At 68.8% G+C, this 20,734-nt stretch carries 20 protein-coding genes; 10 read left to right on the top strand and 10 right to left on the bottom strand.

Annotation, left to right across the window (positions count from 1 at the left end; all coding sequences use genetic code 11):
• Positions 1–11: 11 nt before the first annotated feature.
• Positions 12–422, bottom strand: a complete 411-nt coding sequence (locus tag ACK5F2_RS03425; protein WP_409862811.1) for a 2Fe-2S iron-sulfur cluster-binding protein — start codon at positions 420–422, stop codon at positions 12–14.
• 81 nt (positions 423–503) lie between these two features.
• Here ACK5F2_RS03425 and ACK5F2_RS03420 point away from each other — a divergent pair, with 81 nt between their 5' ends.
• Together ACK5F2_RS03420 and ACK5F2_RS03415 are read left to right on the top strand one after the other, a co-directional pair.
• Positions 504–1,208: a DUF502 domain-containing protein gene (locus ACK5F2_RS03420; RefSeq protein WP_409862810.1), complete on the top strand. Its 705-nt coding sequence runs from the start codon at positions 504–506 to the stop codon at positions 1,206–1,208.
• Positions 1,205–1,723 carry a M48 family metallopeptidase gene (locus tag ACK5F2_RS03415; RefSeq protein WP_409862809.1) on the top strand — a complete coding sequence of 173 codons (519 nt, stop codon included), beginning with the start codon at positions 1,205–1,207 and terminating at the stop codon, positions 1,721–1,723. Before ACK5F2_RS03420 ends, ACK5F2_RS03415 begins: the two co-directional genes overlap by 4 nt.
• A gap of 28 nt (positions 1,724–1,751) precedes the next feature.
• Here the strand turns inward: ACK5F2_RS03415 and ACK5F2_RS03410 are convergent, their stop codons facing one another.
• Both ACK5F2_RS03410 and ACK5F2_RS03405 read right to left on the bottom strand, forming a co-directional pair.
• On the bottom strand, positions 1,752–1,967 hold the full coding sequence (locus ACK5F2_RS03410; protein WP_409862808.1) for a hypothetical protein: 216 nt from the start codon (positions 1,965–1,967) through the stop codon (positions 1,752–1,754).
• Positions 1,968–2,066: 99 nt separating this feature from the next.
• Entirely contained in the window at positions 2,067–3,593 is a 1,527-nt protein-coding gene (locus tag ACK5F2_RS03405) for a BCCT family transporter (RefSeq protein ID WP_409862807.1), read from the bottom strand.
• 170 nt (positions 3,594–3,763) lie between these two features.
• On the opposite strand from ACK5F2_RS03405, the gene ACK5F2_RS03400 reads away from it, so the two are divergent.
• The gene (locus ACK5F2_RS03400) at positions 3,764–4,720 is read left to right on the top strand and encodes a tRNA dihydrouridine synthase (protein WP_409862805.1); all 957 of its coding nucleotides are present in this window, start codon (positions 3,764–3,766) and stop codon (positions 4,718–4,720) included.
• Between the two features lie 4 nt (positions 4,721–4,724).
• On the opposite strand, the gene chrA is transcribed toward ACK5F2_RS03400, so the two are convergent.
• A complete protein-coding gene (chrA, locus tag ACK5F2_RS03395; protein ID WP_409862803.1) occupies positions 4,725–6,056 on the bottom strand; it encodes a chromate efflux transporter in 1,332 nt (443 codons plus the stop codon).
• Between the two features lie 61 nt (positions 6,057–6,117).
• On the opposite strand from chrA, the gene ACK5F2_RS03390 reads away from it, so the two are divergent.
• Together ACK5F2_RS03390 and dbpA are read left to right on the top strand one after the other, a co-directional pair.
• Positions 6,118–6,480, top strand: a complete 363-nt coding sequence (locus tag ACK5F2_RS03390; protein ID WP_409862801.1) for a translation initiation factor Sui1 — start codon at positions 6,118–6,120, stop codon at positions 6,478–6,480.
• Positions 6,481–6,523: 43 nt separating this feature from the next.
• On the top strand, positions 6,524–7,969 hold the full coding sequence (gene dbpA / locus ACK5F2_RS03385; protein WP_409862799.1) for an ATP-dependent RNA helicase DbpA: 1,446 nt from the start codon (positions 6,524–6,526) through the stop codon (positions 7,967–7,969).
• Positions 7,970–8,036: 67 nt separating this feature from the next.
• Here the strand turns inward: dbpA and ACK5F2_RS03380 are convergent, their stop codons facing one another.
• Positions 8,037–9,830, bottom strand: coding sequence for a glutamine--tRNA ligase/YqeY domain fusion protein (locus ACK5F2_RS03380; protein ID WP_409862798.1), 1,794 nt, complete (start codon positions 9,828–9,830; stop codon positions 8,037–8,039).
• Positions 9,831–9,866: 36 nt separating this feature from the next.
• Complete coding sequence (locus tag ACK5F2_RS03375; protein WP_409862797.1) at positions 9,867–10,937, bottom strand: RNA methyltransferase; 1,071 nt, start codon at positions 10,935–10,937, stop codon at positions 9,867–9,869.
• Between the two features lie 140 nt (positions 10,938–11,077).
• Between ACK5F2_RS03375 and ACK5F2_RS03370 the strand changes: the two genes are divergently transcribed.
• Together ACK5F2_RS03370 and ispD are read left to right on the top strand one after the other, a co-directional pair.
• Positions 11,078–12,598, top strand: a complete 1,521-nt coding sequence (locus ACK5F2_RS03370; RefSeq protein WP_409862795.1) for an acetyl-CoA hydrolase/transferase family protein — start codon at positions 11,078–11,080, stop codon at positions 12,596–12,598.
• Between the two features lie 11 nt (positions 12,599–12,609).
• The gene (gene ispD, locus ACK5F2_RS03365) at positions 12,610–13,314 is read left to right on the top strand and encodes a 2-C-methyl-D-erythritol 4-phosphate cytidylyltransferase (protein WP_409862793.1); all 705 of its coding nucleotides are present in this window, start codon (positions 12,610–12,612) and stop codon (positions 13,312–13,314) included.
• Positions 13,315–13,424: 110 nt separating this feature from the next.
• Here ispD and ACK5F2_RS03360 read toward each other — a convergent pair whose 3' ends face one another.
• The gene (locus ACK5F2_RS03360; RefSeq protein ID WP_409862791.1) at positions 13,425–14,018 is read right to left on the bottom strand and encodes an outer membrane beta-barrel protein; all 594 of its coding nucleotides are present in this window, start codon (positions 14,016–14,018) and stop codon (positions 13,425–13,427) included.
• Positions 14,019–14,183: 165 nt separating this feature from the next.
• Here ACK5F2_RS03360 and ACK5F2_RS03355 point away from each other — a divergent pair, with 165 nt between their 5' ends.
• Positions 14,184–14,936: a helix-turn-helix domain-containing protein gene (locus ACK5F2_RS03355; RefSeq protein WP_409862790.1), complete on the top strand. Its 753-nt coding sequence runs from the start codon at positions 14,184–14,186 to the stop codon at positions 14,934–14,936.
• Between the two features lie 16 nt (positions 14,937–14,952).
• Here ACK5F2_RS03355 and ACK5F2_RS03350 read toward each other — a convergent pair whose 3' ends face one another.
• On the bottom strand, positions 14,953–17,217 hold the full coding sequence (locus tag ACK5F2_RS03350; protein ID WP_409862789.1) for a patatin-like phospholipase family protein: 2,265 nt from the start codon (positions 17,215–17,217) through the stop codon (positions 14,953–14,955).
• A gap of 72 nt (positions 17,218–17,289) precedes the next feature.
• On the opposite strand from ACK5F2_RS03350, the gene ispF reads away from it, so the two are divergent.
• The gene (gene ispF / locus ACK5F2_RS03345) at positions 17,290–17,793 is read left to right on the top strand and encodes a 2-C-methyl-D-erythritol 2,4-cyclodiphosphate synthase (RefSeq protein WP_409862787.1); all 504 of its coding nucleotides are present in this window, start codon (positions 17,290–17,292) and stop codon (positions 17,791–17,793) included.
• Here the strand turns inward: ispF and ACK5F2_RS03340 are convergent.
• Positions 17,790–19,115: an ATP-binding protein gene (locus ACK5F2_RS03340; RefSeq protein WP_409862785.1), complete on the bottom strand. Its 1,326-nt coding sequence runs from the start codon at positions 19,113–19,115 to the stop codon at positions 17,790–17,792. The two genes, ispF and ACK5F2_RS03340, sit on opposite strands and share 4 nt — an antisense overlap.
• Positions 19,115–19,849, bottom strand: coding sequence for a two-component system response regulator OmpR (gene ompR / locus ACK5F2_RS03335; protein ID WP_409862783.1), 735 nt, complete (start codon positions 19,847–19,849; stop codon positions 19,115–19,117). The genes ACK5F2_RS03340 and ompR overlap by 1 nt, the downstream gene beginning before the upstream one ends.
• Before the next feature lie 172 nt (positions 19,850–20,021).
• Between ompR and ACK5F2_RS03330 the strand changes: the two genes are divergently transcribed.
• Positions 20,022–20,734 (top strand): SIMPL domain-containing protein (locus ACK5F2_RS03330; RefSeq protein ID WP_409862781.1); only part of this gene is annotated, 713 nt, incomplete at its 3' end.

The raw sequence follows: 20,734 nt of genomic DNA, 5'->3' as shown, positions 1-20,734 counted from the left end.
AGCCAGAGAAATCAATCACTTGCGTCCGCCATCCGCGTGCTATTCACGGACTTGTCCACAGCCGGCGGGGATAGTGTGCCCGGCGGCGCCTCCCGGGGCGCCAAGGCTTGCGCCTGGGGGGCCTGCAGCTGCAGGGGGCCCTCGCAGGCATAGGCCACGCAGGGAAGGATCCAGCCCTGCGCCTTCTCCTCGGCCGAGAGACCGGGCCACTCGATGCGGTAGCGAATGCGGCCCTGGGTGAGTCGGCTCATGCAGGCCCTGCAAGTGCCATTGCGGCATGAGTGGGGCAGGCGCACCCCGGCGGCCAGGGCGGCCAGCAACAGGGTGTGCTCGGGTCGGCAAGCAAGCTGCCAGCCCTGGGGCGCGATTTCCAGGCGGAAGTCGCCCGCCGTGCCGCTGCCCGGGTCCAAGTCTTTGTGCATGCTGGCATGATGCCCGCTTCGCGCGCCACACCGGCGCGGCATCCGCACCGGCCCCGCAGTTTTTCTCGACTCATTGCCCTCATGACGCCCGTCGCCCCCATCGCCGCTTCGGCCCGCCGCCACCTGCTGCGCACATTCGTTACCGGCTCCCTGACGCTATTGCCCCTGGTGGCCACTCTGGCCCTGCTGGGCTGGGTGGTCTCCCTGTTGCTGCAGTTCATCGGGCCGGGCAGCTGGCTGGGCCACAGCCTGGGCCAGCTGGGTCTGCAGCTCACCGATTCGGCTCGCCTGGCCTATCTGATGGGTCTGGCCCTGGTGCTGGTGGGCATCTACCTGCTGGGTCTGCTGGTCGAGGCACAGTTGCAGACCCGGCTGCGCGGCTGGCTGGAGGAGCGCATCGCCCGCATTCCCTTGGTTGGCACCATCTACGACCTGCTGCGACGCATGGTGGAGATGATGTCCAAGCGCGACGAGGCGGGCGTGCGGGCCATGACGCCGGTGTGGTGCCACTTTGGTGGCGTCAAGCCCGAGGGCGGTGCCCTGGTGCTGGGCCTGCTGTCCAGCACCGAGCCCGTGAACATCGAGGGCGTGGACTATGTGCCGGTCATCGTGCCTACCGCGCCCGTTCCCGTGGGCGGCGGCCTGCTCTATCTGCCCAGCAGCTGGGTGCGCCCGGCCGAGATCGGGGTGGAGGGGCTGACCAGCCTCTATGTCTCCATGGGCGTGACCACGCCCGAGGTGCTGGGCCGCAAGTCCGGCGCCCCGACGCCCCAGGCTTCGCGATGAGCAGTGGCGCTCCCGCGCTCAAATACCTCAGCGGCTACCCGCCGGCCCTGCTGGGCCAGGTGCAGGGCCTGATTGAGGCCGGCCGGCTGGGGCCTTATCTGGCCGAGCGCTATCCCGAAGGCCATGAGGTGCGCAGCGACAAGGCCTTGTTCGACTACACCCAGGCCCTCAAGCAGCGCTTCATGCGCAACGCCGAGCCGCTCAACAAGGTCTGCTTCGACGCCAAGCTGAAGGTTATCCAGCATGCTCTGGGCACCCACACCCGCGCCCAGACCGTGCAGGGCGCCCGGCTCAAGACCCGCCGCGAGATCCGCGTGGCCACGCTCTTCAAGGAGGCCCCGGCCGACTTCCTGCGCATGATCGTGGTCCACGAGCTGGCCCATATCCGCGAGCTGGAGCACAACAAGGCCTTCTACCAGCTCTGCGAACATATGGAGCCGCGCTACGGCCAGCTGGAGTTCGACCTGCGGCTGTGGTTGACGCAGCGGGAGCTGGGGGCAGCGGCGCAGACCTGAGGTCGCCCTGGCCCGGCGCCGACTCAGCCTAGTTGGTCGCCGCGCCCATACCCTCGATCATGTCGGCCGTCATGCGCAGGGCCTTGGCCACCTGAGCGCGGCGATCCGCGGAGTCATTCGTGCCGAGAACGCCGGCCACGCTCAGGCCGGAGCCGCGCTCGCCGTTGACGATCATCAGCGATACCAGCTCGGCCTGCGTCTGCTGGCAAACCGCTTCGACGATGTCGTCGTATTTACCCCTCATGTCATGTTCTCCCTGTTGGTGGCCGGGCAGTCTAAATCGTCTCGGCGCTGCCCGGCCTTGCTGGAGTCAAGACCTGACCCTGCGAATTTACATCGCGGTTCATCGCTCTTCCGGCGGCAGCAGATGGCGCATCCGCGCTTGCAGCCGCTTCTCCTCGCGGGTCAGTGCCTGCTCGTCCTGCTGGGCGGCCCGCCACAGGGCAATAGCCAGCAGCACCAGCACCCCGGTGAAGGGCAGGGCGAAGACGATGGTGGCGGTCTGCAGGGCCTTGATACCGCCCACGCCCAGCAGGCAGGCGGCGATGGCGGCCACCAGCAGGCCCCAGAGCAGCTTGAGCGGCGTGGGCGGATGGGCGCGGCCGCCGCTGCTCATGGTGGCCAACACCAGGGTGGCGGAGTCACCCGAGGTGACAAAGAAGACCAGCACCAGCACGGTTGCCGCCAGGCTCAGCCAGGTGCTGCCGGGCAGGGCGTCAAAGACCGCGAACATGGCCGTGGCCACGTCCTGGCTCACGGCGTCTGCAATCGGCAGGCCGCCGAAGATCTGCATGTGCAGGGCGGTGCCGCCAAAGATGGAGAACCACAGGGCCGCCGCCAGTGTGGGGGCCAGCACCGTGCCCAGCACGAACTCCTTGACGGTGCGGCCACGCGAGACGCGGGCGATGAACACGCCCACAAAGGGCGACCAGCTGATCCACCAGGCCCAGTAGAAGATGGTCCAGTCGCTGACCCAGGCGCTGTCGCGGAAGGGCGTCATGCGCAGGCTCATGCGCAGCAGCTCGCTGAGGTAGCTGCCCAGGGAGTTGCTGAGGTTGTCAATGATGGCCACCGTGGGCCCGAGCACGAAGACCAGCAGGGCCAAGCCGGCTGCCAGCAGCAGATTGGCGCTGGAGAGCCACTTGACGCCGCGCTCCACGCCACTGACGGCCGAGATCAGAAACAGGGCGGTGGTCACCGCGATGATGGAGAGCTGGGCGCTCAGGCCCACCGGCACATCGAAGAGCCGGGCCAGACCGGCATTGATCTGCAGCGCCCCCACACCCAGCGAGGCCGCCACGCCAAAGGCGGTGGCCACCAGGGCCAGGGTGTCCACCAGCGGGCCCAGTCGCGGCGCCCAGCGCCAGGGCAGGCTGGCGGTGACCGAGCTGATCAACGCCGGCTTGTCGCGCCGGAACTGGAAGAAAGCGATGGCCAGGCCCACCATGCTGTAGACCGCCCAGGGATGCAGTCCCCAGTGGAAGAAGCTGTAACGCATGGCGGCGTTGGCGGCCTCGGGCGTGAGCGCCGTCACGCCTGGCGGCGGCTTGAGGTAGTGTGAAATGGGCTCGGCCACGCCCCAGAACACCAGGCCTATGCCCATGCCTGCGGCAAACAGCATGGCGAACCAGGCCCCGCGCGAGAAGGCGGGCTCTTCGTCCTCACCCCCCAGGCGCAGCCGCCCCGTGCGCCCAAAGGCCAGCAGCAGGCAGGCGACCACCAGGCCCAGCACCACCCACAGATAGAGCCAGCCCAGCTTGCGGGTGAGCTGGGCCAGGGCGCCGTCAAAGAAGGCGGCCATGCCGGTGGGGTCCAGCAGCCCCCACAAGACCATGGCGGCGATGGTCAGGGCGGCAACGATCACTTGCATAAAACTCCTTCCGTGTCTTGCCTCATTTTTGGGCATTCCAGGAAAAATCCTCACCCAACGGGCACTTGCGTGCATTCTGCGCAGGCCTTGCACCGACTTGTCCACAGGCTCTGTGGAGCTTTGGGCTATGCTCTGCGCCCTTTTGCGACCGACCGAGGATAAGGCCTCTCATGTTGTTGCTGGCGCCCATGGAGGGCCTGCTGGACCATATGCTGCGCGATGTGCTCACCCAGGTGGGGGGCATAGACCGCTGCGTGTCCGAGTTCATACGCATCACCGACCAGCTGCTGCCGGCGCGCGTTTTCACCCGCATCGTGCCCGAGCTGCGCCAGGGCAGCCGCACCGCCGCGGGCGTGCCGGTGCGCGCCCAGCTGCTGGGCTCCGACCCCGTGTGCCTGGCCGAAAACGCGGCCCGCTTGGCCACGCTGGCGCCCGAGGGCATTGACCTGAATTTCGGCTGCCCGGCCACGTGCGTGAACCGCCACCGGGGCGGCGCGGTGCTGCTGGACGAGCCCGAGCTGATCCACCAGATCGTGGCCGCGGTGCGGCGCGCGGTGCCGGCCCCTATCCCGGTCTCGGCCAAGATGCGCCTGGGCTATGAATGCGAGTCGCGCAGCCTGGACTGCGCCCAGGCCATTGCCAGCGCCGGGGCCAGCGAGCTGGTGGTGCATGGCCGCACCAAGGCCCAGGGCTACAAGCCGCCAGCCTTCTGGGACCGCATTGCGCCGCTGCGCGACGCCCTGAGCATCCCGGTGGTGGCCAATGGCGAGATCTGGACCGTCGAGGATGCGCGGCGCGCGCGTGCTGAGTCTGGCTGCGAGCATCTGATGCTGGGCCGCGGCATGGTGGCCGATCCCGGCCTGGCCCTGGCCATTGCCCGCCCCGGGGCCCAGCCCCTGGCCTGGGCGGCGCTGCTGCCCCTGATGCAGCGCTTCTGGGCTCAGGTGCGGCAAAACGTGGCGCCGCGCCACCAGGCCGGCCGGCTCAAGCAGTGGCTGCACTATCTGCGTCGCCGCTACCCCGAGGCCGAGGAGACCTACCAGCGCCTGCGCACGGTCAATGACCCGCAGCAGCTGGAGCTGGCCTTGTTCGGGTCCGCCGAGTCGGACTGGGCCCGCGCGGCCTGAGACTTCAGACGGTCTTCATCGCCCAGCCCAGCAGGGCGCAGACCAGCAGCACCTCCAGCACCCCGCGCCGTGCCCAGATCAGGGCCAGGGCCGCGCTCAGGGCCAGCAAGGCGGCCGGGACTTCGAAGCCGCCAGCAAAGCCCTGGGGCCACAGCAGGTGGTAGGCAAAGAACAGGGCCAGGTTCAGGATCACGCCCACCACCGCGGCGCTGATCGCCGTCAGCGGCCCGCTCAGACGCAGATTGCCGTGGGTGGACTCCACCAGCGGCCCACCCGCCAGGATGAAGACAAAGGAGGGCAGGAAGGTGAACCAGGTCACCACGCAGGCCGCCAGCGCTCCCGCCACCCAGGGCTGCGCCTGCAGGGCCGCGAGCAGGGCCGGGTCTTGCCAGGCGGCCACAAAGCCCACAAAGGCCAGCACCATGATCAGCGGGCCCGGCGTGGTTTCGCCCAGGGCCAGGCCGTCCATCATCTGGCCGGCGCTCAGCCAGCCCTGCTGGTGCACCGCGCCCTGGAACACATAGGGCAGCACCGCATAGGCACCCCCAAAGGTGAGCAATGCAGCCTTGCTGAAGAAAAGGCCCAGCTGCGGCAGCAGGGGCAGGCTCCACAGTGCCAGCAGGGGCAGGCCCCAGAGCAGGGCGGCGGCCAGCAGCTGCCAGCCCAGGCGGCGGCTACTGAAGCGCGCGTGAGCCGGCGGCGGGCTGTGGTCGTCGATCACGGCGAGCCCCGGGCTTGGCGCGCCGGCACTCGGGTGGCCACCCGCCGTGGGCGCCAGTCGGTCGCGCCACTGCCAGCCCAACAGGGCGGCCGCGGCAATGATCAGGGGACAGGGCAGCTGCAGCGCAAAGATGGCCGCAAAGGCCGCGGCTGCCAGGGCCCAGAGGCGGCCGTTGCGCCTGAGCACGCGCTGCCCCAGACGCCAGGCCGCCTGCAGCACGATGGCTGTGACGGCGGCCTTGATGCCGTAGAACAGGGCGCTCATCCAGCCGGTGTGCCCATAGGCCATGTAGAGCCCGGAAAGGGCAATCAGCAGCAGCAGGGAGGGCAGCACAAAGAGCGCTCCGGCCGCAATGCCGCCGCGCGCGCGGTGCAGCAGCCAGCCCATATAGGTGGCCAGCTGCTGGGCCTCGGGGCCGGGTAGCAGCATGCAGTAGTTCAGGGCATGCAGAAAACGGCGCTCGCTGATCCAGCGCCGGCGCACGACCAGCTCCTCATGCATCAGGGCGATCTGGCCGGCCGGGCCGCCAAAGCTGATGCAGCCCAGTTTGAGCCAGAAACGCAGGGCTTCGCCAAAGCTGGGGGCGACGGGAACGTGGTCGGATGCGTCGGGCATGGCGCGCAGCATAGCGAGGCGGCGTGACGCCGGGCCGCTCAGATGCGGTCCAATAGGGCTTATGCAGCACGCCCGCGACAGCCGCCCCGTCTACTCCACCGAAACCGGCCGACTCTGCCCCGACTGTGGCCAGCCCCTGGCCCAGTGCCGGTGCAGGCAGCAGGCCAAAGCCCGTCCCGCAGGCGACGGCATCGTGCGGGTCAGCCGCGAAACCACGGGCCGCAAGGGCAAGGGCGTCACCCTGGTGCGGGGCCTGGACCTGGATGACGCGGCCCTGAGCGCCCTGGCCAAGCAGCTCAAGGCCGCCTGCGGTTCGGGTGGCACCGTCAAGGACGGGGTGATCGAGGTGCAGGGCGACCATGTCGAGACCGTGATGGCGCGGCTCACGGCCGCGGGTCACAGGGTCAAGCGCGCGGGCGGCTGAGCGTTTCCGGGGCGGCGGCGGGCGCGGCTGGGATAATCCGCGGATGAAAGATACCGCGCCGTCCTCCGCCCGTCCCTTTGCCGATCTGCCGCTGAGCCCGGCCCTGCAGGCCAATCTCGCCCAGCTCGGCTATGCGCAGATGACGCCCATCCAGGCGGCCTCGCTGCCGCTGGCGCTGCAGGGCCGTGACCTGATCGCCCAGGCCCAGACCGGCAGCGGCAAGACGGCGGCCTTTGCCCTCTCGCTGCTGCACCGCCTGGACGCCTCGACCATGGAGGTGCAGGCCCTGGTGCTCTGCCCCACGCGCGAGCTGGCCGAACAGGTGACCCAGGAGATCCGCCGCCTGGCGCGCGCGGCCGACAATATCAAGGTGCTCACGCTGTGCGGCGGCTCGCCGCTGCGGCCTCAGGCCGAGAGCCTGGCCTATGGCGCTCACATCGTGGTGGGCACGCCGGGCCGCCTGCTGGACCATCTGGAGCGCGGCACCCTGGGCCTGGGTCGCATCAAGACCCTGGTGCTGGACGAGGCCGATCGCATGCTGGACATGGGCTTTGTGGACGACATCGTGCAGGTGGCCAAGCGCTGCCCCAAGGAGCGCCAGACCCTCTTGTTCTCGGCCACCTATCCGGCCGGCATTGCCGATCTGGCCCAGCGCTTCATGCGCGAGCCGGCCGAGGTCAAGGTGCAGGCCGGCGGGGCCGAGGGTGGCGCGCAGGCGCCGGCCCAGATCCGCCAGCTGGCCTTCGAGGTGGGTGAGGGCGAGCGCCTGCACGCCGTCTCCAGCCTGTTGCTGCACTTCCGCCCGGCCAGCACCATCGCCTTCTGCAATACCAAGCAGCAGTGCCGCGATCTGGTGGATGTGCTGACGGCCCAGGGCTTTGTGGCCCTGGCCCTGCATGGCGATCTGGAGCAGCGTGAGCGCGATCAGGTGCTGATCCAGTTTGCCAACGGCAGCTGCTCGGTGCTGGTGGCCACCGACGTGGCGGCGCGGGGCCTGGACATCGCCCAGCTGGAATGCGTGATCAATGTGGACATGAGCGCGGACGCCGAGGCCCATGTGCACCGCATCGGCCGCACCGGCCGGGCCGGCGCGCAGGGCCTGGCCCTCAGCCTGGCCAGCCTGGACGAGATGGGCCGCGTGGGCCGCATCGAGCAGCTGCTGGGCCGCGAGTTCCAGTGGCAGGGCCTGGACAGCCTGAGCCCGGCCGCAGGCGGCCTGCTGCAGCCGGCCATGGACACCCTGCAGATCCTGGGCGGCCGCAAGGACAAGATCCGCCCCGGCGACATCCTGGGCGCGCTCACCGGCGAGGCGGGCTTTCAGGCCGCCGACATCGGCAAGATCACCATCACCGACTTCCACAGCTATGTAGCCGTGAAGCGCGAGTTGGCGCGCGAGGTGGTCAAGCGCCTGTCCAATGGCAAGCTCAAGGGCCGCAAGGTCAAGGTGCGGCGCATGGCCGATCTGGCCGCGCTGGGCGACGCGGACTGAGCCCGGGGAAGCAAAAGAAAAGGCGCGGACCCGCCGCGCCTTTTTCCTTGGATCCGGTCCCCGGCGCTTACTTGGCGCCCCAGCCGTCCTTCAGGCCGGTGATCTTGTTGAACACCGGCTTGTCGGCACCGTGCTCCTTGCGGTCGGCGATGAAGTAGCCGTGGCGCTCGAATTGGTAGCGCGAATCGCTGCTCGCGCCGGCCAGTGAGGGCTCGAGCCAGGACTGCACGACGCGGCAGCTCTGCGGGTTGATCTCGCTGAGGAAGTCGGCGTCACTGGTACCGGGCTGCGGCACGGTGAACAGGCGGTCGTAGAGTCGCACCTCGGCAGCCACGCCTTCGTGAGCACCGACCCAGGTGATCACGCCCTTGACCTTGACCGCATCGGCGCCCGGCGTGCCGCTCTTGGTGTCGGGCACGATCTTGGCCAGCACGGCGGTGAGCTGGCCCTCGGCATCCTTCTCGCAGCCGGTGCATTCGATCACGTAGCCGTACTTCAGGCGCGCCTTGTTGCCGGGGTAGAGGCGGTGATAGCCCTTGACCGGCACTTCCATGAAGTCTTCCTGCTCGATCCACACCTCGGGGCCCAGGCTGAAACTGCGCTGGCCCAGCTCGGGCAGTTGCGGGTGCGCGGGGGCGCTGCAGGGCTCGCGGTGGGCGTTGCTGCCAAAAACCTCGGCCCAGTTCGTCAACTTGAGCTTGATCGGCTCGATCACGGCCATGGCGCGGGCGGCTTTGCCTTCCAGGTCGGCGCGCAGATAACCGTCCAGCACCGAGTAGTCGATCCAGGCGTTCTGCTTGGTCACGCCGGTGCTGTCCACCATATTGCGGATGCTCTCGGGCGTGTAGCCGCGGCGGCGCATGCCCACCAGGGTGGGCATGCGGGGATCGTCCCAGCCGCTCACATGGCCTTCCTCCACCAGCTGGCGCAGCTTGCGCTTGCTGGTCACCACATAGCTGAGGTTCAGGCGGCCGAACTCGTACTGGTGGGGCAGGGGACGGGCCAGCAGACCGCCGTCGGCCAGATGGCCCAGCAGCCAGTCGTAGAAGGGGCGCTGGTCCTCGAACTCCAGGGTGCAGATCGAGTGGGTGATGCGCTCCAGCGCATCCTCGATGGGGTGCGCATAGGTGTACATCGGGTAGATGCACCAGGTGTCGCCGGTGTTGTGGTGGGTGGCACGGCGGATGCGGTAGAGAGCCGGGTCGCGCAGATTGATATTGGGCGAGGCCATATCGATCTTGGCGCGCAGCACCATGGCACCGTCCGGGTGCTTGCCGTCGCGCATTTCGCGAAAGCGCGCCAGGTGCTCCTCGGGCGAGCGATCGCGGAAGGGGCTGTTGGTGCCGGGCGTGCCGAAGTCGCCGCGGTTCACGCGCATCTGCTCGGGCGTCTGCTCGTCCACATAGGCCAGACCCGCGCTGATGAGGTACTCGGCCGCGCGGTACATGAAGTCAAAGTAGTCGCTGGCCTGGAAGAGGTGCGAGCTGCCGCCCGCATCCCAGCTCCAGCCCAGCCAGGCCACCATCTCCTTGATGGCGTCCACATACTCCTGCTCTTCCTTCTCGGGGTTGGTGTCGTCGAAGCGCAGATGGCAGATGCCGCCGTAATCGCGCGCCAGGCCGAAGTTCAGGCAGATGCTCTTGGCATGGCCGATGTGCAGATAGCCGTTGGGCTCGGGCGGGAAGCGGGTGCGGATACGGGCCGGGTCCAGCGGACCGGCGGCGTGGTGGGCGGCGTCGCCCGGGCTGCCGGCAAAGCGGCGGCTTTCCTGCTGCTGGCCCCAGGCTTCGAGATCGCGCTCGATGATGGCGCGCAGGAAGGTGTTGGGCTTGAGGCTCTCGTCGTGGGCAGGGGTGGACATCGCGGCCGCTGTCTTGTGTGGAAAGGGGCGCCGATTTTACTGAGGCTTTTGAGCGTTCTCGGCGGGCGTGATGGGGATCTCGCGTCCGCGGCGGCGCCGGCCCTGCTCGGCGCGGGCGCGCAGCTGGCCGCAGCCGCCGTCCACATCCTGGCCGGCGGAGTCGCGCAGCTTGGTCAGCACGCCGCGCTGGTGCAGGCGCCGGGCGATGTCGCGTGCCTTGTCCCAGCTGGGGCGCACATAGGGCAGCTCGGGCACGCTGTTGTAGGGAATCATGTTCAGCACCCCGTACTTGCCCTTGAGCAGGGCCACGATGCCGTCCAGCTCGTCCTCGCCGTCGTTGATGCCGTCCAGCAGGGTCCACTGGTACTGCACCGGGTAGCCGCTGGCGCGGGCATAGCGCTCGCCGGCCTCCACCAGCTCGGCCGGCGTGAGCCGCGGCGCGCGCGGCAGCAGCTGCTCGCGCAGCGCGGGCTTGCTGGTGTGCAGGGACAGGGCCAGGGCCGGCTTGACCGCGCCGCCGCCCACCTCCATGAGTCGCTCGAAGGCGCGCGGGTCGCCCACGGTGGAGAAGACCAGGTTCTTGTGCCCGATATTGCCCACCGTGCCCAGCAGGGCAATCGCTTCCAGCACGTTGTCGAGATTGTGGGCGGGCTCACCCATGCCCATGAAGACCACCTTCTTCACCGGCCGCAGCGTGCGCGCCAGGGCCACCTGGGCCACGATCTCGCCGCTCGTGAGCTGGCGCAACAGGCCGTCGCGCCCGGTCATGCAGAAGCGGCAGCCCACGGCGCAGCCCAGCTGGCTGGACACGCACAGCCCCTCGCGCAGCAGCAGCACGCTCTCCACCATCTGGCCGTCCGCCAGGTCCACCAGCAGGCGGGCCGAGCCGTCTTCGCCGGGGTGCTGAGAGCGAAGGCGCGCCAGGCCCTGCAGCTCGGCCATCAGGGCGGGCAGGGCCTCGCGCACTGCCAGGGGCAGGTAGTGCTCCAGCGCGCGCCGGCCCTGGCTCAGGGGAATGGCCTGCACCCAGTGGCGCAGCACGCGGTCTCGGTGGGCGGCATTGGCGCCCAGCTCGGTCAGGCGGCGCTGGATCTCGGAAACTTGCATGATGGGGCGGTGGTTTGGCGCGGTGCGAGCCGTGAATCGACTTGCCCCGTGTTAACCCTAGGTTCGTTTATGCTGCGCGGCTTGGTCCGCCAGGGCCTCGATTGTCCCGCAAGCCAGCAAAGAGCAAGGAGCCCGCGCCGATGGCGATCTCTCGTATCCAGCATGAAGGTCTGCGCCAGCGCCTGATGTCCGCTGAGGCCGCTGCGGCCCTGATCGCCCCGGGTGCCCATGTGGGCATGAGCGGCTTCACCGGGGCCGGCTATCCCAAGGCCGTGCCCCAGGCTCTGGCCGCGCGCATTGCCGCCGCCCATGCCCAGGGGCAGGACTTCCGCATCGGGCTGTGGACCGGTGCCTCCACCGCGCCCGAGCTGGATGGTGCGCTGGCCAAGGTCAATGCGGTCGAGTTGCGCATGCCCTACCAGTCCGACCCCACGGGCCGGGCCCGCATCAATGCCGGCGAGATGGAGTACACCGATATCCACCTCAGCCATGTGGCCCAGTATGTGTGGTTCGGTTTCTTCGGCAAGCTGGATGTGGCGGTGGTCGAGGTGGCGGGCATCCTGCCCGACGGCCGCCTGATCCCTTCCACCTCGGTGGGCAATAACAAGACCTGGCTGGATCAGGCGGACAAGATCATTCTTGAGGTCAACAGCCGCATGCCCGAGGGCCTGGCCGGCATGCACGACATCTACTACGGCACGGCCCTGCCGCCCGAGCGCCTGCCCATCCCCATGACGCGGGCCGATCAGCGCATCGGTGAGCCTTATCTGCGCTGCGATCCGGCCAAGGTGATCGCGGTGGTGGAGACGGCACAGGGCGACCGCAACAGCAAGTTCGCCGAGCCCGATGCCGTGTCGGCGGCCATTGCCGGCCACCTGATCGAGTTCTTGCAGCACGAGGTCAAGCGGGGCCGGCTCTCGCCGCGTCTGCTGCCCCTGCAGTCGGGGGTGGGCAATATCGCCAATGCGGTGTTGGCGGGCCTGAATGCAGGCCCCTTCGAACAGCTGCAGGCCTATACCGAGGTGCTGCAGGACGGCATGTTGGACATGCTGTCCAGCGGCAAGCTCAGCCACGCCTCGGCCACCGCACTCTCGCTGAGCCCCGAAGCCTGGGAACGCTTTGAGCGCGACATGGCCTTCTACCGCGAGCGCATCGTGCTGCGGCCCCAGGAGATCAGCAACCACCCCGAGCTGATTCGCCGTTTGGGCCTGATTGCGATGAACGCGATGATCGAGTGCGACCTCTACGGCAACGTCAACTCCACCCATGTGATGGGCTCCAGCATCATGAACGGCATCGGCGGCTCGGGCGACTTTGCGCGCAACGCCTATCTGTCCATCTTCATGACGCCCTCCACGGCCAAGGGCGGCAAGATTTCCTGCCTAGTGCCCATGGCTTCGCATGTGGACCACACCGAGCACGATGTGCAAATCATCGTCACCGAGCAGGGCCTGGCCGATCTGCGTGGCCTCAGCCCCAAGGAGCGTGCCGCCCTGCTGATCGAGCGCTGCGCCCACCCGGACTACCGCGACGCGCTGCGCGACTACTTCGAGCGCGCCCGCCGCGGCGCACCGGGCCAGCACACGCCACATCTGCTGGGGGAGGCCCTGTCCTGGCACACGCGCTATCTGCGCCAGGGTGATATGCGGGCCGCGACCTAGAATCCCGACCCATGACGAGCTACGCAATGGGCCTGCAGCCGCGCTGCTTTGCCCTGGTGCCCGCGGCCGGTGTCGGCGCGCGATCCGGCGCCGCCATTCCCAAGCAGTACGTGCCGATTGCGGGCCGGCCCATGCTGGCCCATACCCTGGATGCATTGGCGCGGGTGCCGGGTCTTGCCGGCACCCTGGTGGTGATCTCGCCCGAGGACGATCAGTTCGAGGCGGCCGTGCCGGGCTTCGATGCCGCCTGGGTGGCGCGCAGCGGCGGTGCCACCCGTGCCGACAGCGTGGCCGCCGGGCTGCGCGAGCTTCAGGCGCGTGGCGCGCAGGCGCATGACTGGGTGCTGGTGCACGACGCGGCGCGCTGCCTGCTGCGGCCCGAGTGGGTCAGCCGACTGATGGCCGCCTGCGCGGAGGACGAGGTGGGCGGCCTGCTGGCCCTGCCGGTGGCCGACACGCTCAAGCACGCCAGCGCCAGTCGGGTGCTGGCCACGGTGGACCGGGCCGGCAAATGGGCGGCGCAGACGCCGCAGATGTTCCGCCTGGGCCTCTTGCAACCCGCGCTGGCCGCCGGTACCGAGGGTGTGACCGACGAGGCCAGCGCCATCGAGGCCCTGGGTCACAGCCCCTTGCTGGTGGAGGCGCCCATGGAGAACTTCAAGGTGACCTGGCCGGCAGACTTCGAACTGGCCGAGCGCCTGCTGCGCAGCCGCTGAGGTCTGGGTGAGCATCAAGAAAAAGACGCCCCGGGGCGCAGGCCGCGGGGCGTGAGAAGGCCTTGATGCGCCAAGGCCGAGGACAAGTCAGGGCTGTCCTTTGGGGGTGATCAGAACTTGTAGCTCAGGCCCACCGAGACCATATTGGCATGGGCCTTGGCCTTGTCGTTGTACTTGCCGGAGATGCGGTCAAAGTCGGCACTGAGCGCGAGCTGCTTGCTCAGGTCATAGCTCACGCCGGCGCCGATCAGGGGCTGCAGGCTGCTCTCCTTGCTGCGGCCGCCGGTGCTGGCGTAGCTGGCCTTGCCCTGGGTATAGGCCACACCCAGTCGGCCCTTGAAGGTGAAGGGACCTTCGCTGAGGGCGGCCACGCCGCTGAGGCCCAGGCCGCGCATATTGACGGAGCCCGGCAGCGTGGCGCCCTTGGCGTCCTTGAGTGCGCCGAAGGCGCTCTTGGTGCCGAAGGCCGAGGCCTCCAGGCCGAAGTTCTCGCTGAACATATGGCCGCCGAAGATCTTGCCGGCGGCGGAGGGTGTGTCATCGCACTTGCTGCCCTGCACGCAGCGCAGCGAGTACTTGTTGTACAGGCCGACGCTGGCGCCGACATAGTTGGACGTTTGCTGGGCCGAGGCGGCACCGGCGGCGCCCAGGGCGATCAGGGCCATCAGGGGGGCGCGGGTCTTGCTGAAAAACTTGGAAATCATGACTGCTTCACTCCTTGAACTTCGTTGCGTTGCGCGGCCTGTTTGCCTGCGACGGGACGCAGTGTCTGGTTCCGACGGCCTGCGCGCCAGCGTCATCGGGCAGGTGGCATAGTTCGGACCTTGCTGTAGCGCCTGGCGCTACTTGGTGCCCGATACGGAGAAGCGATGAGCAGTCCTGAATTGCTGCTGCGGGTGCTGCGCAGCGAAATGCGCGCGGCCGATCTGACCTACAAGGCCCTGGGCGCGCGCCTGGGCCTGAGCGAGTCCAGCATCAAGCGCATGTTCTCGCAGGGGGATATGAGTCTGTCGCGCCTGTCCCAGGTCTGCGAGGCCATAGGCGTGGCCCTGGAAGATGTGCTGCGCCAGGCGGCCGATGCGGTGCCGCGCGCCGACCGGCTCACCTTGGATCAGGAGCGCGCGCTGGTGGCTGACCCGCAATTGCTCATGGTGGCGGTGTGCTGCCTGGGCCATTGGAGCTATGAGCAGATCGTCGAGACCTACCAGATCAGCGAGGCTGAATGCGTGTCCTGTCTGGCGCGGCTCGACCGCCTGGGCCTGATTGAGCTCAAGCCTCTGAACCGCTACCGCCTGCACGTCTCGCGCACCTTCCGCTGGCTGCCGGATGGTCCCGTGCAACAGCTGATGCGCCTGCATGTGGTGCCCGACTACTTTGGCGGACGCTTCGACGGCTCGGGCGAGACCCTGCTGCTGGTGCATGGCCGCTTGTCCGAGGCCAGTGCCCAGCTCATGGTGCAGCGCATCCAGCAGCTGGCGGCCGAGCTCGCCCGGCTGCACCAGGAGGATCAGCGCCGCCCGCCCGAGCAGCGCGATGGCTACACCCTGCTGCTCGGTCTGCGCTCCTGGGAGTTCGCCCAGTTCACCGCCATGCGCAGACCGCCGCTGCAAGAGCAGGCCTGAGCCGGGCGGCCCTTGCTTATCCGTCGAATTTGCCCAGGTAGAGATAGAAAGCCGTCCCGCCGCCGCGGGTGTGGCCCAGGGCCAGATAGACCGGTCCGAAGCGCGTGTCCACGGCCAGGAAGCCGCTGCCGGCCAGCCGGAGGTCGCTGCCGCGCAGGGCCTGCGCGCGCTGGGTGGCCATGCCGGCCTCAAGGGAGAAACCCAGGCGCACGGCCTGGCCCAGCCCCAGGGGCAGGGCGCCGACGCGGCGCGCCATGACCAGGCGCGTCATCAGCAGCCGCTCGCCATCCAGCGAGTCGTCCGGCGTGCCGGAGAGGCGCAGAAAACCGCCCAGTGTGCCGGCCTGTCCGCGCAGCGAGCGCTGGAATTCCAGATAGACATGGCCGGCCCAATCGTGCCAGCGATAGGCACTCAGCCCCACCATGCCCAGGCTGGTGTCGTCAAGGTCATCCTGGTTGCGCAGATGACGCAGCCCCAGGGTCAGATACCGGCCGTGGCTGGGAAAACTGATGGAATCCAGCGTATCGACGCGCAGCTGGGCCTCGACGCCGCGGCCTCGCATGCGGATGTCGCCGGTCTCCGGTGGCTGGGGCAGCACGGGGCGGGCGCGCACCGAGAAGTTGCCGTATCCCAGCCGCACATCGCCCCAGCTGCCCAGCCTGCGGCCCAAGCTCAGCGTCGCTGAGCGCTGGAGCAGGCTGATCCGGGCCGCGCGCAGTCCGTCGGCATACAAATCCGAGCCGTCGCCCAGGCTGCTGAAATGGGGCGCCAGATACCAGGCCGAGCCCGGGCCCAGGGGCTGGTTGAGCTCGGTACTGAACTCGCGTTGGCTGCCCAGCCGCAGCACGGTGCGCAGCTCGCCGCCCCAGGCGTTGAGCCAGCTCAGCGTGTGCATGGCCACCAGGGAGAAGCGGCTGGCGTCGTCGAAGTTGCTATAGACCTCTGCGCCCAGGCGCAGCCGGCTCAGGGCCCAGTCGGCCTCCTGGACCTGCAGGGTGACGTGCCGGCGCTCAGCATCGTCGCTGATGCGGGCATCCACCCGCTCGAAGTCGCCGCGCCCCTGCAGGGCCAGGGCCGCGCGTTCGATCTGGCCCGGCGTCACCGGCTTGCCGACGCGCAAGTCCGCCAGTCGCTCCAGCTCGGTGCGCAGGGCCTCGGGCTTGCTGCGACGCGTGCCCTCGATGCGCAGCTCGCCCAGGGGCAGGGCTTGAGCCACGTTTTCGGTGCCGCCGTAGCCCAGCCGCTTGAGCTGATGCTGCTGATAATCAGATTCGCTCAGGGCCAGGGCTTCGAGCCGGCTGGCCACGGCCAGCGCCGCGCGTTCCCCGACGCCCACGGCGTCCACGCGCTGGTGGAAATCCATGAAGCCCAGATCATCCAGCTGCGGATCGATGAGCACATCCTCCGGCCGCAGCTCACGCAGCGAGCGGCCCACATTCTGCTCGGTCAGGATCTGCAGCATCTGGTTGGCCACGCCCAGGGCGCTGCGCAGATTACGTTCCTCCAGCAGGGGGGAGCCGACATTGACGGCGATGATGATGTCGGCGCCCAGCTGCCGCGCCACGTCCACGCCCAGATTTCGCACCAGCCCGCCGTCCACCAGCAGCCGCCCCTTGACGCGCACCGGCGCAAACACGCCTGGCACGGCCATGGAGGCGCGCAGGGCCAGGAACAAGGGCTCCTGCTCCAGGGTGCGCAGCTCGCCGCTCACCAGGTCGGTGGCCAGGGCGCGAAAGGGCAGAGGCAGGGCGGCCGTCGCCAGCTCGGCGCTGGCCGGCGTCACCAGCTGCTCCAGGGCCTGTTCCAGGGCGCTGTTGCCGGCCGCGGCCGGGGGCAGGCTCAAACCGCCGCGGTTCAGATTCAGGTCCAGGCGCGAGCTCACCAGGTTGTCTTCCTCGCGACGGCTGAAGCTCAGGCTGCGCCGGTCCTGGCGGTCGGCCAGGATGGACTCCCAGTTGGCCTTTTGCACAAAGGCCTCCAGTTCCGGCACGGTGCGCCCGGCCGCGTAGGCGCCACCGACCAGGGCGCCCATGCTGGTGCCCACCACCACGTCCACCGGCACGCGCAGGCGCTCCAGGGCGCGCAGCACGCCGATATGGGCCAGGCCTCGCGCGCCGCCGCCGGAGAGCACCAGGCCGATGCGGGGGCGGGCCGCCGCCGGCTCAGGCTCGGCCTGTGCGGTGCCGGGTTTGGCGCCGGCGGTCTGTGCCGCCGACAGCAGAGGGGAGAGGCAGAGGATCAGCAGCGACAATGCGCTACGCAGCTGGGCCGTCAAGGGCATCTGGGTCTGAGTTCTTTTGCAGGAGCGATGACCGAGGCGCGCGCGAGGCGCTAAGCTCACTTCCCCTACTCCATGAGCCGCCCTGAAATGGCCCGCATTATGTTCCGCATCGGTGAAGGCTGGGATACCCACGCCCTGGTCACCGGGCGCCCCCTGATCCTGGGTGGCGTCACCATTCCCCACACCCACGGCCTGCTCGGTCACTCCGACGCGGATGCCCTGGCCCATGCCATCACCGACGCCTTGCTGGGAGCGGCGGCCCTGGGTGATATCGGCAAGCTGTTCCCCGACACCGCCGTCGAGTTCAAGGGGGCCGACTCCATGGTCCTGTTGGCCGAAGCCTATCGCCGCGTGCGCGAGGCCGGTTGGGAGATCGTCAATCTGGACAGCACCATCGTGGCCCAGGCGCCCAAGATGGCGCCCCATATTCCCGCCATGCGCGCGCGCCTGGCCGAGGTCCTGGGCATCGAGATTGGCCAGATCAATGTGAAGGCCAAGACGGCCGAGAAGATGGGCCCGGTGGGCGAGGGCCGCGCCATGGAAGCGCGTGCCGTCGCGCTCCTGCAGGCCGCCTAATTGGCGCGCTGCAGCCGGATGGTGGTCAGCAGGCCGCCACCCTCGGCATTCGCGATCTCCAGTTCGCCGCCCATGCGCTGAACCGATTTCTCCACGATGGCCAGGCCCAGGCCGGCGCCCGTGGCCGCCGTGCGTGCGGCGTCGCCGCGGAAGAAGGGTGTGGTCAGACGCGACAGCTTGTCGGGCGGCACGCCCGGGCCATGGTCGCGCAGGCGCAGCGCCACCCAACGGCCCTGGGCCTCGGCACTGACCTCCACCCAGGCCGCCTCGTTGGGCGCGTGGCCGTAGCGGCGGGCGTTCTCAAAAACATTGAGCAGCACACGACCCAGCTCGGTCTCGTCCGCCAGCACCTGCAGCTGGGGCTGCAACCGGCAGCTGATGCGCAGCTGGCTGGGGTCTCGGAAGGCCTGGGCCTGGTGCTCCACCAGTTCGGACAGCGGCAAGGCATGCAGCAGCAGCTCGCTGGGGCGCGCATAGTCCATGAACTTGTTGATGATGGCGTCCAGCTGGTCGATGTCCTGTGCCATGTACTGGCGGGCCATCTCATCGCTCACGCTCATCTCGGCCTCCAGGCGCAGACGCGCCAGCGGCGTGCGCAGGTCGTGGCTGAGACCGGCCAGCATCACGGTGCGGTCCTCCTCCATCTTGCCCAGCTCGCGCGCCATGCGGTTGAAACCCATATTCACCTTGCGCACCTCGCTGGTGAGGGTGCTCTCGTCCAGGCGCGAGTCGTACTCGCCCTCGCGGATGCGGCCGGCTGCGTCGGCCAGCTCGCGCAGGGGGCGGTTGATCAGGCGGGCGATGGCGGCCGAGCCCAGGACCGTCGCCACCAGGGCGATGGCGATCCACCACCAGTTGGAGCCTTCGGTGGAGATGCTCAGTGGCGCTGCACTGGTTTGCAGCCAGAAGGCGTCGCGCTCGATGCTGAAGCGCACCCACAGCCCGTACTCCTCGTTCACGCTGCGTGCAACGACGGTATCGGGGCCCAGGCGGCCGCGCAGTTCCGCGGCCAGCCGGCGCGAGAAGGCGTTCTCTTCATAAGGGCGCCAGCGGTCGCTGGACTCGGCCACCCGCACCTGAACTGCCTCGCTGCTGGACAGTGAGCGGATCACGGCCACCCGGCTGATGGCGTCGCCATGCGCCAGGGCGGCACGGCTGAGGTTGACCAGACCCGCCAGCTGCTGGGCGGCCTCAAGTGCGCGCGGCTCCGCCTCAAGCGCCTTGAAGGTCTGCTGCCAGGCCAGCACCACGCCCACCAGCAGCAGTGCCTGCAGGGCGAAAGTGCGCCAGAACAGGTTCAGCGCGAGCTGGGGGCGCGACATCAGGCGACGTCGTCGGGCACGAAGACATAGCCCACGCCCCAGACTGTCTGGATGTAGCGGGGTTGGGCAGGGTCGGCCTCCAGCAGCTTGCGCAGGCGCGAGATCTGCACGTCCAGACTGCGGTCAAAGGGCTCGAACTCGCGGCCGCGCGCCAGCTGGGCGAGCTTGTCGCGCGACAGGGGCTGGCGCGGATGGCGCACCAGGGCCTTGAGCATGGAGAACTCCCCGGTGGTCAGGGGCAGGGCTTCGCCATTCTTGGTGAGGCGGCGCAGCGAGAGATCGAACTCGAAGGGGCCGAAACTCACCGACTCGGGCTCCTTGGACGGGGCGCCCGGAGCCTCCATGGCGGGGCGTCGACGCAGCACCGCATTGATGCGCGCGAGCAGCTCGCGCGGGTTGAAGGGTTTGGCCAGATAGTCATCGGCTCCGACCTCCAGGCCCACGATGCGGTCCACCTCCTCGACCTTGGCCGTGAGCATGATGATGGGGGTGTTGTCATTGGCGGCGCGCAGGCGCCGGCAGATGGACAGACCGTCCTCGCCGGGCAGCATCAGGTCCAGCACCATCAGGTCCACGGTTTCCCGGGTCAGCTGCTTGTTCAGGGCCTTGCCGTCTTCGGCCAGCAGGACCTCGAAACCTTCCTGCGTCAGATAGCGCCGCAGCAGGTCGCGGATGCGGGCGTCGTCATCGACCACCAGAATGCGGTTGGGACGGGGGCTGTTCGGGGTGTTCATGGGCGCTCCGTGGACTGCGGACTGTGCGATGGCCGCAATTTTTGCAGGGCTAGCCGCCGCTGTTACAAATTGGGCTGGCGGTATTGTGAATGGATGTATCGCGCGTCAACGCCCTCAAGCGGGCAGGCGCTAAGCTCCAAGACCTTGCCCATCCATGAAATAGGGAGATCCCATGCAGAGAATCCAGGCCTTCGGGCTGCTGCCCCTGGCGCTTGCGGCCGGCTTGTCGGCGCAGGCTCAGACCCTTGCCCCGCGCAAGGATGCGCTCAATCTGAGCGCCAGCGCCTCCCAGGAGGTCACGCGTGACACGCTGTCGGTGGTCTTTTCCACCACGCGCGAGGGCGCCGATGCCGCCGCCGTGCAGCGCCAGCTCAAGCAGGCCCTCGACGCCGCCCTGGCGGAGGCTCGCAAGAGCGCCAAACCCGGCGAGCTGGAGGTGCAGACCGGCAACTTCTCGCTGTACCCGCGCTATGCGCCCAAGGGGGGCATCAATGGCTGGCAGGGCAGTGCCGAGCTGCTGGTGCAGGGCAAGGATGCCGCGGCCATTGCCCAGCTCACGGGCCGCATCAGCAGCCTGAGCATTGCCCGCGTGGGCTACAGCCTCTCGCGCGAGGCGCGCGAGAAGGCCGAGGCCGAGGTGGTGGGCCAGGCCATCGCCCGCTACAAGGCCCGTGCGGGCGACTATGCGCGCCAGTTCGGCTTCAGCGGCTACCAGATTGGCGAGGTCAGCGTGAACACCTCGGAGGGGGGCGGCATGCTCATGGCGGCGCCGATGCCGCGCATGAAGGTGGCGGCGGCCGCCATGGCCGAAGAAGCGCTGCCCGTGGAGGCCGGCAAGGAAACCGTCAGCGTCAGCGTCAGCGGCGTGGTGCTGATGAGCAAGTA

This window comes from Roseateles sp. (assembly GCF_046300915.1).
GTDB lineage: Bacteria > Pseudomonadota > Gammaproteobacteria > Burkholderiales > Burkholderiaceae_C > Kinneretia.
The sequence above is the reverse complement of the archived record's forward strand: the minus strand, read 5'-3'. Positions and strand labels throughout refer to the sequence as shown.